We start from the raw sequence: 13240 nt of genomic DNA, 5'->3' as shown, positions 1-13240 counted from the left end.
TTTGTTTAAATTTATATTAACGAGCAATAATGCTTCCAAAAACAAAAAAACACTTAACCAAAGTATTTTTAAAATGAAAAATTCAACTAAATTTTTAGCTTCTGCAGCAGCTGCACTAGCTATGTTCTTCTCAGTTAATGCAAATGCACAATCTCCAAAGTTCGGAATTGGATTAAATGTAGGAGCAGGAACCTCAGCAGGTACTAACTTGGCAATAGGTGGCGATTTACGTTATCAGTTTGATATTGATAAGCAATTATCTGTGCCAATAACAGCAGGTTATACCAATATAGGAATTAAAAATTCTGATCTTACTTTAGCATTTATTCCCGTAAAAGCAGGTTTAAAATATTTCTTTAACGATACTGGTTCTGGTGCATATGGATTAGCAGAGGCAGGTGCTGGCTTTGCAGCTGGTGATAATACAGGAACGAGTTTTGTTTATTCACCTGCAATTGGTTACTCATGGAGTAATGGATTAGATCTAGCAGCTAAGTACGAAGGCTATTCTAATAACGGTAGCGTAGGCTACGCTGGTATACGTTTAGCTTATGGCTTTAAATTGTAATAAAATTAAATAGTAAACAAAAGTCCCCTTAATTAAATGTTAAGGGGACTTTTTTTTATATTTAATCTTTACCTCCTTCAATGAATAATAAAATTGTTATTTTCTTAATTTCCTTCCTATTTCTTACACATAACTTAAAAGCTCAAAGTTATGATGATTCCATAGGAGTGAAATTTGGCATTGGTGGCGGTTTCGGAATAACGACAAAAGCATCTCCCTTTGGATATGCAATCAATTTAAATCCTCAAATCCAATATTCACCGTCAGATGAGTTATCATTAAACTTAGTAACAGGATATACCCGTTTGCTTACTAAAGATACAAGCCCAGTTCCAGACTACGATTTTATTCCACTTAAGTTAGAAATAAAAATATTTCCGATAATAGAAAATATGTACACCGTTGGTATTGTAGGTGCGGGACTTGGCATTCCAAAAAACACCAAGATAGCTTTTGTTTATGGCGGTGGCTTTGGATATCGCTTTCTAAATGGTTATGATTTAGGGATAAAATATGAAGTTTATCAGCAACATAAAAATTCAGTGACCTATCAAGCTAAGGCAGATCAATTTCAATTGGCATTTACATACTTCTTTTAGCCTCCAAAATATTGGAGTTAAATATGAGGGTGTTTCTAATGTCAATAATAACTACTGGTTATCTAAACGTATTAAAAAATAATCTAGTTAAAATCCATATTGCTCAATTTTTAATGTTTCATAAACCTGGCAATAATAATATTAAATTGGTATAGCCACTTTCCCGAGATATAGGCTATTACTTCTTTGTTTCCTGTCGTCAGAAGTAAATGCCAAATACACATTAACTGATTTTCCAAAGAAAACATTCTCAAGCTTAAATGTTGCAGTGCCTGTTCTCCGTGTTGTAATTGCTGGGTGATGCTGAGTCCTTCCATCTTCAATATTGTAGATCAGTACCATGGCATAATCGTTATATTCGCAATCGCCATCTTTACTCCAAGTAAACACAATTTCCTTTTCTGGCGTACAGAAAGCACTTGCAGTTGAAGGAAGTGATTGAGTGCCATAACTTACCAGCACCAATGCCGGATCTATAAAAAAGTTGTTATTTCCATCAGATTTTAGCGCATTTTTATGATTATAGGATTTTGCTGCAACAAAACCCTCGTATGTTGGCTGGTAATCTTTAAAGCCAATTCTTAGAAAGTCAGTGAGCGGCGAAAGCCATTTTTGCGAAACTGCAAATTTTTGCCTGTTCATTAATTCTTTTGGAGTAGGGGGAGTGGTTCTTACACCTTGGGTCCTCATGATCGCTTGGCCTTTACTTTCATAGCCCACAACCTTGCCTATTTTACCACTAAATCCACCATGTATTCCATTTTTTATAATTGCCATAACCTTCCTTTTTACACAATATACTTATTATCTATATCAAACACAAATCAAAGAGGAATTTTAAAGGGACTTAACAGGGATAAATTCCCTGTTAAGTCCCTGTTAGATCCCTGTTAAGTCCCTGTTGGTTATCTCTAGTGATTAGTTTACGCTACCACCACGCAAAGGAACTAAAAAAGGAGAATTCCTGTATTTGCTCTTGATAGCCGCTTTTTTTCAAGTTATAGATCTGAAAAATAATTTATCATTTTAAAACCAATCTAAGTTTTAACACGTAAGTGAGTTTAACAAAAACAAAAATTCATCCGTATTAAAATTTAAACTATGAAAACAATTACTAAACTTTTTATGATTGCAACAATTGTAATGTCAACGTTAAACGTTTACAATGCTAAAGCACAAACTTCAATGTCAACTATGAATTCAGATTTGAAATTCAAAATAGGAGTTGGTGCCAGCGCAGGCATTACTAGAGATTCTTCTCCTTTTAGCTATGCTTTGGGAGCAGATGTTAGATTGCAATTGGATTTATCTCCTTATGTTGCCCTAACAGCATCCGGTGGTTACACTAGGTTATTTACTCGTGATAATTTCCCTGCAATAGCCGATTATGATTTTATCCCAGCCATTGGAGGTGTAAAAGTATTTCCAATTAAAAGAATGTTCCTTGCAGCTAATATTGGTGCTGGATTTGCCATTCAGGATGGATCAAAAACTTCATTAATTTTTGGTGCAGGAACTGGTTATGAATGGAATAATGGATTAGAAGTTGGCATTAGATACGAAGGTTATCAACAAGATAGTTCTTCTTCAACATACCAACCAGTAAACGGTCAATACGCATTAAGAATTGGATATAATTTCTAATTATAATTAAAATCTAATTTTATTTAAGAGCCTTCGATATTTCGGGGGCTTTTTTGTTATTTTAAAATTATAAATGCTATTTTGAGCCGGAAACAAAATCTATGAATACAACGATGCATTTTTTGAAATGATATCGTTATTAAACTAAATATAAATGAAAAATTATTTCGGATTGGGAGCCTTATTAATATTAATGGCTTGCAATAATGCAGAGAAAAAAACATCAGAAGGAAAAGACACTACTACTCATGAAACTGAAGTTGTAGCTACGGTTACTCCAGATTTTAAAGACATTAAACTTCAAAACATTTACACCTCTTACATCTCGTTAAAGGATGCATTGGTGTCTTCTAAACAAGATGAAGCTAAAATAGCTGCAAAGGCACTTGGCGCTGAGCTTAAAAATTATACAGGTTGTGAAAATACAGCCATTACTGCTAACAAGATTGAATCAGCAAAAGATATTATGGATCAGCGCAAAGAGTTTACTTCACTAAGCTCTGATGTGATTGCAATGTTTAAACATGCGGAACTCAAAAAGGGAGCAATTTTTGTACAGCATTGCCCAATGGCCAATAAAGGAGAGGGTGGAGATTGGCTTGCTTCTGAGAAAAAAATCCAAAATCCATACTATGGAAGTGAGATGATGGAATGTGGTGCGGTGATAGAAGAAATAAAAGCCAAATAAGTTTGTTAAAAAATGCAAATTAACGCTAACTTAACAGCTTTGTTAGGTTCAAACGCAATTTATTAAAATCAGATTAACTATTTTTGTTATTATAAATTATTAAGAATATATGTCAGCTATTGCAGAAATTAAGATAGACGGTAAAACATACGAGTTCCCGGTTATTACTGGAACAGAAGGTGAGAAGGCCATCGATATTTCGAAGTTAAGAGACCTAACCGGTCACATCACATTAGATTTTGGTTACAAAAACACAGGATCAACAAAAAGCGCAATTACCTTTTTAGATGGAGAATTAGGTATTTTAAAATATCGCGGTTACCCTATCGAGCAATTAGCAGAAAAATCTACCTTTTTAGAAGTTGCTTATTTATTGATTTATGGTAAACTACCTAAAAAAGATGAATTAGAGGGTTTCCAGAATGACATTAGCAAACACACGCTTATCCATGAGGACATGAAGAAGTTTTTAGATGGTTATCCGTCTAAATCCCATCCAATGGCTCAAGTAGCTTCATTAGTGTGTTCTCTATCTACTTTTTATCCAGAGTCTTTAAATGCAAATTCTTCAAAAGAAGAAATGAATTTAACAATGATAAAGTTGTTGGCTAAATTTCCAACAATCGTCTCATTCATATACAAAAAATCCTTAGGTCATCCACTTATCTATCCTAAAAACAAATATGATTATGTAACCAATTTCATGAACATGATTTTTGGTCAACGTACAGAAGAGATAGAAATTGATCCAGTTGTGGTAAGTGCCATGAATACCTTGTTAATCTTACACGCCGATCATGAGCAAAACTGTTCAGCATCAACAGTAAGAATGGTTGGTTCATCAGATTGTAATTTATACGCTTCAGTTTCTGCAGGTATTGCTGCACTTTGGGGCCCACTACACGGTGGTGCAAACCAAGCTGTTATAGAAATGCTTGAGTTAATTAAGGAAGATGGTGGTGATACTGAAAAATGGATTAACAAAGCAAAAGATAAAAACGACCCGTTCCGTATGATGGGATTTGGTCACCGTGTGTATAAAAACTTTGACCCAAGAGCTAAAATCATTAAAAAAGCCTGCGATGATATTTTAGAGAAATTAGGTATTAACGACCCTGTTCTAGAAATTGCGAAAAAATTAGAAGAGGCTGCATTAAGTGATCCTTATTTCATTGATCGTAAATTGTATCCAAACGTAGATTTTTATTCGGGTATTATCTACAGAGCATTAGGTTTCCCTACAGATATGTTTACCGTATTGTTTGCATTAGGCCGCTTACCAGGGTGGATTGCTCAATGGAAAGAAATGCATGAAAACAAAGAACCAATAGGTCGTCCTCGTCAAATTTATATTGGCGATGTTGACATGGATTTTGTTGATATCGATAAAAGATAAATTCAAAACATAAAAGAAAAACCGATGCTAATTTTAGTATCGGTTTTTTTATGTCTTTTGAAAATGAAAGTTCAGTAGTCCTATCAATAATTAGCAGTGCTGTCCACTTTACTCCAAACGTTCGTGCTCGTTTCCATCAGGTTTAAGAACAAAGTTAATTTACCTGGAACGCAAAATCACTCACCCTCAATAACTACCAAAATACTAAGTAGCAATATAAAAGATCAAATTAGCCATGATAGTTTCTGCAATGTTTATTGAAATACCATATAATATGATAATCCAAACCATTCGCCAAATTGTTGTAGAAGTTTTACGCTGATAAAAAATCTTTAAACTTTTAAATAAATACCAGCATATCCATGCTATAATGCAAATTCCTAGACAAGAAGCAATAAGAGATAAACTTTCAGGCAAGAGCCTCCTTAGTGGTTGAATAATTATCGAAACCATAAAAAATGCAGTCATACCATGAATTGTAAATATCAAATGGTCTAAATATTTAATATGATTCTTTCTGAAATTAAGCATGATAAACAACGCCATTAAAGGCATAAAAAGAAAATATTGTTTAGGTCTATTATGCTCCAATTGCTCTTTTATAAAAGCACCATTCTCTCCAAAACCAATTCTTCTTTTTTCTATATATCTTTCTATAAAATTATCTTTCTCATCTGCTGTTAAGGTTTTTTGTCTGGCTAAATAAGCCACATAAGTGCTATCATTTTTAATATTATGAATTTCATTTAGCTTTTTAATAACTTTTGATAACGAATCGGATTTATTAGTTTGATAGGTTGCTTTTAAATTCTTAAGAACGGTGTCTTGTTGCTTAAAAGTCAACTCTCTAAAAGTTTCCACATCTAAACTTTGCTTTATAGCTTGGTGAGCTGTTTCAGAAAAGCCTTTTCCAATTCCTGCTTTAGCTAAGGGTTCGCCAATGCTATCTAATACCGCTTTCTGCTTTTGCTCAGCTTTGGCAATATCTGTTTGCGTCTCTTTTTTTGTTTTTTCTAGAGATTTAGGCGGGGATACCACTAAAAAATAAACAATGGAAACGAAAATGTACATACTAATTGGATTGATGTATCTAGCTCTTTTTCCTGCCAAATAATCCAACGTAACTTTTCCTGGTTTAGTTAACAAAGGTACTAAAGTTTGAAAAAACTTATTGTCGAAATGAAAGTAATGCGCAATGCTATGGCTGATGAATTGCCAAAAGTTTTCTTTGAGCTCTAAATTAGGTTGACCACATCTACTGCAATAATGTTCTTCGACATAAAAACCGCAGTTTAAACAATTATGGTCTTTTCTGTATTTTCCGGCAGACATATTTTAGTGTGTTAAATCGTTACAAAGCTTACCGCTATAACAATTAAGAAACAAATGGTAAGTACAATGTTGTATGCAAAGCTTAAGAAAAACATTTTCAGTACAGTTATCCACCTTGTGCTACCATAAAAAGTTCTCAAAGATCGGTAGATATACCAAATAATATAAATGGCACATAAAATACCCAACCATGCATCAATATCATATATAAAACCAAATAACCATTGCAATAACATCGTAGCTAAAATGCTCAAGAAAATTGCCGAATGTAGATGGAATGAATAGATTAAATGTTCGTAGTAATACCTCTTTTTATTGATGTAGACTAATTTTAAAATTAAGGCAAACATCGGTAACAACAAGAACATCATCTTAGGGATGTTGTGTATAAAATCTTCTAAAAATTTCTCTTCCGGATTTTCATACTTGTCTAGTTCGATCGTTCTCTTAATAAAATAGTGTTTAATAAAACCATCTCTTTTATCTTTAGCCAAGGTTGCTTGGTTTTTTTCATATTGTACAACCGATGTATCTTTAGTAGCCCATTTGTTAGAAAAACCTTTCTTTTTTCCCTTTCCAAATCTAATACCACCATTGTCATCTTTGGCTTTGCCAGATTCTTCTTCAGCTATGGCTTTTTTAATAATACTGTCACGTAAACCATTACCATTAGGTACATATTTTAAACTTTCTTTAATCTCATTTATTTGTGCTGCAGTAAGTTGTTTCTTTACTACTGTATCTTTTGGCTTCGAAACAGTTTTTGTAGTATCAGCAGTCGTGTTTTTATCTTCCTTTCCTTCAGCACTATTCTCTCCAAATTTTTTACCGCCCAAAACCACCAAGAAAAATACAATACTTATAAAAATGTACAAGCGAATAGGGTGGATGGAGGACATTCTTTTGCCTGCAACATATTCTTTTGTTAGCCTACCTGGTTTTAAAAGTAATGGGCCAATAGTTCCAAAAAACTTATGCTCAAAATGAAAATAATCTGCAATGGCGTGAGTTACCATATGGAAGGCATCCTCTTTGGTTACTATATTTTCTTGACCACATTTAGGGCAAAAATTCTCTTCAACAATATGACCACAGTTTAGGCAGTCTTTTTCTTTTCTAAGTTTTACGGATGACATTGATATAAAAGGGAATCTGGATTAATTAATGGCTTATCTTTTCAATTGCTTCAACTTCTGCTCTAGTATGTTTGTGTTTAAAGAATATCATAAATAAAACGGTAATTACTAAGGCATAAATAGTAAATGAAAGCCAGATAGTATGCCAATCCTTTACGTCTAAAGCTCTACTTAAATTGCCATTTTCTAATACGTTAATTCCTTTATCACCTAAAAATTTAAGCAAGTGTTTGTCGTTTGAAGTAGAGCCAACGTGATCAGCTAATGATTGGATGTCTGTATATGCTTTGGTAAAATATTTCTGAATCATCCAACCAGAAACAATACTTCCTAATACCGCGCCAAAACCATTAGTCATCATCATGAATAATCCTTGTGCAGATGAACGAGTTTTAGCAGTTGTAGAAGTTTCTACAAACAAAGAACCCGAAATATTGAAAAAGTCAAACGCCATTCCATAAACCACACACGAAAATACAATCATCCAAAGATTTCCCGCAGGGTCTCCATAAGCGAATAATCCAAAACGAAATACCCAAGCAAGCATGGCAATTACCATTACCTTTTTAATTCCAAATCGTTTTAAGAAAAATGGTATTGCTAAAATGAATAAAGTCTCAGAAACCTGAGAAATAGACATGATAATGGTTGAGTACTTAATTACAAATGATTCAGCATAAACTGGAAATAACTTAAACTCATCTAGAAAAACGTCTCCATAAGCATTTGTTAATTGTAAAGCTCCTCCCAAAAACATGGAAAAGATAAAAAATAACGCCATTTTATAATCTGCAAATAACTTAAATGCATCTAATCCAAATTTTTGGAAAATTGTTGATTTTTCCTCCAATAGTTTAGATGGAGGACATTTTGGTAATGAAAATGAATACAAACCTAGGCCTAAAGCTGCAATACCTGCAATATAAAATTGATTTGCACTTGCTTTACTCCCTGTTAAATTTGTAATCCACATAGCTGCAATAAAGCCTACGGTTCCCCAAACTCTAATAGGAGGAAAGTCCTTTACCACATCTAAGTTGCTTGATTTTAATGTAGTGTAAGAAATAGAATTACTTAATGAAATAGTTGGCATGTAAAAGCACATGGCCAAAAATATGGTCCAGAAAAATTCATTGGGTGTTTCTACTTGAGGAATATAAATTAAAGTCGCCGCATAAAGAATATGAAGTATGCCATAAAGCTTCTCTGCATTAATCCACTTATCTGCAATTATACCAGTAATTGTAGGCATAAATAAAGATGCAAAACCCATAGTTGCAAAAATTAATCCGAATTGTGCACCATCCCATTGTTTAGTGCCAAACCAATAGTTTGCAATAGTAATTAGCCATGCGCCCCATACAAAAAATTGCATGAAACTCATGATGGTTAAGCGAAACTTGATATTCATATAAGCTAGTTTTGTTTAGTTCAAAAGTAGCTGTAAGTTATAATTATTTTGAAACAATAACTATATAGGTAGTGAAAATGTGGACAAAAACGTGATTGTTCGGGTGTTTGTTGAACAATTAGGTGAAAAAATAGAAAACTTATAAATAATTAGGCTGAATTTCTTTTATTCAATTCGTCTCTAATACGAGCTGCTTTTTCATAAGCCTCTTCAGCCAATGCTTCTTCCAGTTTTTGTTGTAATTCTTCATCAGTTAAACCTTGATAACCAGAAACTGGGATTGAAGTGGGCATATCTTCAGTACTTTGTTCCTTTGCAATTGATTCCATATTTTCCAAGAACAGAAAATCATTTCCCTCAATTACAATTCCAGCAGAGGACAAAATAAATTCATAAGTGTAAATGATGGCATTAAACCTTACGGCTAAAGCAATTGCATCAGAAGTTCTTGCATCAATTTCTTGTGTAGTTTCTCCGTCACTGCAAATTAGCTTGGCAAAGAAAACGCCATCAACTAAATTATAAATAATGATTTCTTGAATTTCGATATGGTAAGCTTGAGCAAATGTTTTGAAAAGATCATGCGTAAGCGGACGGGTAGGAGTCATCTTCTCAATTTCAATAGCAATTGCCTGAGCCTCAAACGCACCAATAATGATAGGCAATCGTCTGCGCCCATTTACTTCGCCCAAAACTAGGGCATAAGCACCAGACTGTGTTTGGCTGTAAGATAGACCAACTATATCGAGTTTTACTTTTTTCATAGCATTAGATTGTCATATTGAGCTTGTCGAAATATCTTCAACAATCCCTGCCTGTCCGGCAGGCAGGCTTCGGCAAGCTCCGGATGACAAATTTATATTATCCTTTATGTGCTTTTAAAGCAGCAATTATTTTTGGAACAACTTCAAATGCATCACCAACAATACCATAATCCGCTACCTTAAAGAATGGAGCTTCTGGGTCTTTATTGATAACCACGATAACTTTCGATGAACTTACTCCAGCTAAATGCTGAATAGCACCAGAAATACCTATTGCAATGTATAAATTAGGGCTAATTGCTATTCCTGTTTGTCCAACGTGTTCTGAATGTGGTCTCCAATCTGCATCGGAAACTGGTTTTGAACAAGCTGTTGCTGCACCTAATAGGTCAGCTAATTCTTCAATCATTCCCCAGTTTTCTGGACCTTTTAATCCTCTACCAGCAGATACTACTAATTCTGCATCTGGCAATGATACTTTGTTAGTTGCCCTAACAATTTCTTTAACAATTGCGGTTAAATCTGTAGCCTTAACCTCTGGACTAAAGTTTTCGATTACTGCATCTGCAGGATTTTCTTTTACACCAAAAGCATTTGGGTTTAAAGCAATCACTTTGTTTGCAGATGTTAATGATGTAACTGCAAAAGCTTTACCAGAAAAGGCAGTTTTTTTAACAGAAAAACCACCATCAAAATTTGGTAATTCAACAGCTCCATCTACTAAACCAGCTTTAAGCTTTACTGCAACTCGTGGAGATAAACCTTTACCAGAGAAAGAGTTAGATAAAACAACAATATTAGAACCTTCTTTTGTAGCTGCTTCCGCAATTACTGCAGCATACGCTTGATTTACAAAAGTTTTTAATTGGTCAGTTGCAACATTTAAAACTTTAGATGCACCGTATTTTCCCAATTCTTTTAAATCGCTTTCGGCCACATTCCCTATAGAGATTGCCGTTAAGCTTGTATTTTGATTATCTGCGATGGCTTTTGCATAAGAAACTGCTTCAAAAACAGATTTCTTAAATTTACCATCAACTTGTTCTACATATACTAATACTGACATATATTCTTTTTGTTTAGATGTTCTGTTGTTGAGTCGTTAAGCTGTTACTTAAATTGACCTACAAAGACACTTAATTAAATGATTATCTACGTTAAAGATGACAAACAACTTCTCATCTTTACAACTCTACCTTATATTACTTTTGCTTCGCTATGCAATAAACTTATTAAATCTTCTGCACTTTCAGCAGGAATTAATTTAACAGCGCCACGAGGGGCTGGTGTTTCGAATTTTGTTACTTTACCTAATTCTTCGATAGCAACTGCTTCTAAAACAGTTAAAGGTTTAGTTCTTGCAGACATAATTCCTCTCATATTTGGGATTTTCGCTTCTGCAGTTCCTTCAGCACAGCTCGCTACAAACTTTCCTGTTACAGAAACAACTTCTTTTCCCCCTTCAATTTCTCTTTCAATAGTTGCAGTAGTTCCATCAAAGTCTAATTTTTTAATAATTGAAATAGAAGGAATATCTAAAAATTCGCCAATCATGGCAGCAACTTGAGAGCCATTATAATCTATTGATTCCCTTCCACATAATATGGCGTCAAAATCATTTGCTTTGGCATATTCTGCAATTTGATAAGCAGTAAAATAAGCATCTCGAGGTGCCGCATTAACCCTAACTGCATCATCAGCTCCAATGGCAAGGGCTTTTCTAATGGTAGGTTCTGTTGCAACTTCTCCAACATTAATAACAGTTACTGTTCCTTTACCACCTTCACAAAGTTCAATAGCTCTTGATAATGCAATCTCGTCGTATGGGTTTACAATAAATTGTACACCTGCCGTGTTGAATTGTGTATTATCGTTAGTAAAAGTTATTTTTGTCGTTGTGTCTGGTACATTACTAATACAAACTAATATTTTCATAAGTATATATTTGATTAAAGTTGTGAAAACCAACATCAGCAATATTAATACGACGATGATTTTCTTAAATTGTCTTTGTGCAAATCTAATTAAAAAAGCAGGGATTTAAAATGCAAAATACACGATTGACTAAGTTATTAGAGTTTTTTGAGAACGAACCTAACGATAGCTTTATTTTATATGCTTTGGCTACAGAATACAATTCGTTAAATGACACAGATAATGCATTTGCCTATTATTTAAAACTGGTAAATTACCATCCAACTTATGTGGGTACTTATTATCACCTTGGTAAGTTGTATGAAAAAACTGGTGAAAAAGATAAAGCAATTGATATTTACCAAAAAGGAATGGCAAGTGCGAGAGCTAAAAGAGATACGCATGCGCTTTCAGAATTACAGGGAGCATATAATTCTGCAGCTGGTTTAGATTATGAAGATGACTAAGCCCCAAACCCCTAAAGGGGCTTAATGATATGGCGAAAAGACAACTCTTGTTTATTAGAAATGTAATATTTTTTACTTTCACTGCTTTTGGAGGAGCACAGGCACATATTTCTCTGTTGTTAAGATACTTTGTAAAAAGCAATCATTTTATTTCAGAAGAAGAATTACTGGAACTTAATGCATTAGCGCAAGTTTTACCTGGCCCGGCTTCTACACAAACATTGGTTGGTATTGGTTACAAGGTAGGCGGATTAAAATTGGCGATTATTACGTTTTTAATCTGGATTATTCCATCTGCAGCAATAATGACTTTGGCGGCAATTAGCTATGCAATGTTAGACCAAAAAGAAAAGTTTCAAGAGATTTTAAAGTATATACATCCAATTACCTTGGGAATTGTAGCTTATGGTGCTTTTAAGTTAGGTAGAAAAGTTCTAGTTAATGAAATCTCTATGTTTCTTGCTTTTGGTGCTGTTATAGCAACTTTAGTTTTAAAGAATGCCTATGTATTTCCAATTGCAATTTTAGTGGGGGGGATGGTTTCTTCCGCTATTGGTACACCATCAGATGAAGCTCAAATACGAGTTAGATTATTTGCAAACATTAATCCTCGAAAGCTATCTTATTTTATCGGCGTTTTATTAGTAATGGCAATGTTAGGAGCGATTATTAATAGAACCTCACCTTTCAGTTTGCCTATTAGGTTATTTGAAAATTTTTACCGTAACGGGATTTTTGTTTTTGGTGGAGGGCAAGTTTTAGTGCCACTTATGTTTACAGAATTTGTAGAGATGAAGCATTACCTCTTACAATCTGATTTTATTTCTGGTTTTGCTTTACAACAAATTTTGCCTGGCCCTACATTTTCATTTTCAAGTTATTTGGGGGCTCTGAGTATGAAACAGGGTGGTTATGGGGTTGTTGGGCAAATTTTTGGTGGAGGCTTAGCTGTTTTAGGTATCAATTTACCTGGTCTTATTTTGGTGCTATTTATTGTTCCTTTTTGGGATGACTTGAAGAAAATAACAAGAATAAAAAAATCGCTGTCTGGTATAAATGCGGTAAGTGTTGGCTTTATTATCGCCGCGTTTATTCTATTAGCAAAGCCGATTGGATTTGAATGGTTTCCAATAACATTGATTTTAGGAACCTTCTTAACGCTAAATTTCACTAAGGTTAGTCCGCCTTATATTATTTTAGCAGGGATAGTTTTAGGGTATTTTGTATAAACAGGCCTAGCCAAAAGATTAAACTTTGTTATATAAGGCTGATTGAAAAGAAGGACTGACTAAGTAACCTGTTCTAAGGTTATTTTTCTTAA

14 protein-coding genes are annotated in these 13240 nt (G+C 34.0%); 7 read left to right on the top strand and 7 right to left on the bottom strand.

Annotated features, from left to right (window positions below; translation table 11 throughout):
* Nucleotides 1-73 precede the first annotated feature (73 nt).
* Nucleotides 74-568 carry a hypothetical protein gene (locus EZ428_RS14240; RefSeq protein ID WP_131553836.1) on the top strand — a complete coding sequence of 165 codons (495 nt, stop codon included), beginning with the start codon at nt 74-76 and terminating at the stop codon, nt 566-568.
* 80 nt (nt 569-648) lie between these two features.
* Nucleotides 649-1167: a hypothetical protein gene (locus EZ428_RS14235; protein ID WP_131553835.1), complete on the top strand. Its 519-nt coding sequence runs from the start codon at nt 649-651 to the stop codon at nt 1165-1167.
* 141 nt (nt 1168-1308) lie between these two features.
* Here the strand turns inward: EZ428_RS14235 and EZ428_RS14230 are convergent, their stop codons facing one another.
* Entirely contained in the window at nt 1309-1944 is a 636-nt protein-coding gene (locus EZ428_RS14230) for a DUF6266 family protein (RefSeq protein WP_131553834.1), read from the bottom strand.
* A 324-nt stretch (nt 1945-2268) separates the two neighbouring features.
* Here EZ428_RS14230 and EZ428_RS14225 point away from each other — a divergent pair, with 324 nt between their 5' ends.
* From EZ428_RS14225 to EZ428_RS14215, 3 genes are all read left to right on the top strand, one after another.
* Nucleotides 2269-2811, top strand: coding sequence for a hypothetical protein (locus EZ428_RS14225; protein ID WP_131553833.1), 543 nt, complete (start codon nt 2269-2271; stop codon nt 2809-2811).
* A gap of 154 nt (nt 2812-2965) precedes the next feature.
* On the top strand, nt 2966-3499 hold the full coding sequence (locus tag EZ428_RS14220) for a DUF3347 domain-containing protein (protein WP_131553832.1): 534 nt from the start codon (nt 2966-2968) through the stop codon (nt 3497-3499).
* Nucleotides 3500-3608: 109 nt separating this feature from the next.
* Nucleotides 3609-4895 (top strand): citrate synthase, encoded by a 1287-nt coding sequence (locus EZ428_RS14215; protein WP_131553831.1) that lies wholly within the window; start codon nt 3609-3611, stop codon nt 4893-4895.
* A 204-nt stretch (nt 4896-5099) separates the two neighbouring features.
* Here EZ428_RS14215 and EZ428_RS14210 read toward each other — a convergent pair whose 3' ends face one another.
* The 6 genes from EZ428_RS14210 to EZ428_RS14185 form a co-directional block, all read right to left on the bottom strand.
* Complete coding sequence (locus EZ428_RS14210; protein WP_131553830.1) at nt 5100-6227, bottom strand: DUF3667 domain-containing protein; 1128 nt, start codon at nt 6225-6227, stop codon at nt 5100-5102.
* A gap of 11 nt (nt 6228-6238) precedes the next feature.
* Nucleotides 6239-7363 carry a DUF3667 domain-containing protein gene (locus EZ428_RS14205; RefSeq protein WP_131553829.1) on the bottom strand — a complete coding sequence of 375 codons (1125 nt, stop codon included), beginning with the start codon at nt 7361-7363 and terminating at the stop codon, nt 6239-6241.
* A 25-nt stretch (nt 7364-7388) separates the two neighbouring features.
* Complete coding sequence (locus tag EZ428_RS14200) at nt 7389-8774, bottom strand: nucleoside permease (RefSeq protein WP_131553828.1); 1386 nt, start codon at nt 8772-8774, stop codon at nt 7389-7391.
* Between the two features lie 149 nt (nt 8775-8923).
* Nucleotides 8924-9538 (bottom strand): bifunctional nuclease family protein, encoded by a 615-nt coding sequence (locus EZ428_RS14195; protein ID WP_131553827.1) that lies wholly within the window; start codon nt 9536-9538, stop codon nt 8924-8926.
* Nucleotides 9539-9635: 97 nt separating this feature from the next.
* On the bottom strand, nt 9636-10604 hold the full coding sequence (locus tag EZ428_RS14190) for an electron transfer flavoprotein subunit alpha/FixB family protein (RefSeq protein ID WP_131553826.1): 969 nt from the start codon (nt 10602-10604) through the stop codon (nt 9636-9638).
* 131 nt (nt 10605-10735) lie between these two features.
* A complete protein-coding gene (locus EZ428_RS14185) occupies nt 10736-11473 on the bottom strand; it encodes an electron transfer flavoprotein subunit beta/FixA family protein (RefSeq protein WP_131553825.1) in 738 nt (245 codons plus the stop codon).
* Between the two features lie 110 nt (nt 11474-11583).
* Between EZ428_RS14185 and EZ428_RS14180 the strand changes: the two genes are divergently transcribed.
* Both EZ428_RS14180 and chrA read left to right on the top strand, forming a co-directional pair.
* Complete coding sequence (locus tag EZ428_RS14180; protein WP_131553824.1) at nt 11584-11919, top strand: tetratricopeptide repeat protein; 336 nt, start codon at nt 11584-11586, stop codon at nt 11917-11919.
* 29 nt (nt 11920-11948) lie between these two features.
* A complete protein-coding gene (chrA, locus tag EZ428_RS14175; RefSeq protein WP_131553823.1) occupies nt 11949-13148 on the top strand; it encodes a chromate efflux transporter in 1200 nt (399 codons plus the stop codon).
* Nucleotides 13149-13240 lie beyond the last annotated feature (92 nt).

It is taken from the genome of Pedobacter frigiditerrae (assembly GCF_004331645.1).
Classification (GTDB): domain Bacteria; phylum Bacteroidota; class Bacteroidia; order Sphingobacteriales; family Sphingobacteriaceae; genus Pedobacter; species Pedobacter frigiditerrae.
Note: the sequence above shows the minus strand (reverse complement) of the source record. Positions and strands in the feature narration are given on the sequence as shown.

What these genes read in the sequence shown, in the direction of transcription:
- EZ428_RS14220 (WP_131553832.1), top strand. Translation starts at nt 2,966, where the DNA reads ATGAAAAATTATTTCGGATTGGGAGCCTTATTAATATTAATGGCTTGC.
- EZ428_RS14240 (WP_131553836.1), top strand. Translation starts at nt 74, where the DNA reads ATGAAAAATTCAACTAAATTTTTAGCTTCTGCAGCAGCTGCACTAGCT.
- EZ428_RS14185 (WP_131553825.1), bottom strand. Translation starts at nt 11,473, where the DNA reads ATGAAAATATTAGTTTGTATTAGTAATGTACCAGACACAACGACAAAA.
- EZ428_RS14230 (WP_131553834.1), bottom strand. Translation starts at nt 1,944, where the DNA reads ATGGCAATTATAAAAAATGGAATACATGGTGGATTTAGTGGTAAAATA.
- chrA (WP_131553823.1), top strand. Translation starts at nt 11,949, where the DNA reads ATGGCGAAAAGACAACTCTTGTTTATTAGAAATGTAATATTTTTTACT.
- EZ428_RS14235 (WP_131553835.1), top strand. Translation starts at nt 649, where the DNA reads ATGAATAATAAAATTGTTATTTTCTTAATTTCCTTCCTATTTCTTACA.
- EZ428_RS14225 (WP_131553833.1), top strand. Translation starts at nt 2,269, where the DNA reads ATGAAAACAATTACTAAACTTTTTATGATTGCAACAATTGTAATGTCA.
- EZ428_RS14195 (WP_131553827.1), bottom strand. Translation starts at nt 9,538, where the DNA reads ATGAAAAAAGTAAAACTCGATATAGTTGGTCTATCTTACAGCCAAACA.
- EZ428_RS14210 (WP_131553830.1), bottom strand. Translation starts at nt 6,227, where the DNA reads ATGTCTGCCGGAAAATACAGAAAAGACCATAATTGTTTAAACTGCGGT.
- EZ428_RS14205 (WP_131553829.1), bottom strand. Translation starts at nt 7,363, where the DNA reads ATGTCATCCGTAAAACTTAGAAAAGAAAAAGACTGCCTAAACTGTGGT.
- EZ428_RS14190 (WP_131553826.1), bottom strand. Translation starts at nt 10,604, where the DNA reads ATGTCAGTATTAGTATATGTAGAACAAGTTGATGGTAAATTTAAGAAA.
- EZ428_RS14200 (WP_131553828.1), bottom strand. Translation starts at nt 8,774, where the DNA reads ATGAATATCAAGTTTCGCTTAACCATCATGAGTTTCATGCAATTTTTT.
- EZ428_RS14180 (WP_131553824.1), top strand. Translation starts at nt 11,584, where the DNA reads ATGCAAAATACACGATTGACTAAGTTATTAGAGTTTTTTGAGAACGAA.
- EZ428_RS14215 (WP_131553831.1), top strand. Translation starts at nt 3,609, where the DNA reads ATGTCAGCTATTGCAGAAATTAAGATAGACGGTAAAACATACGAGTTC.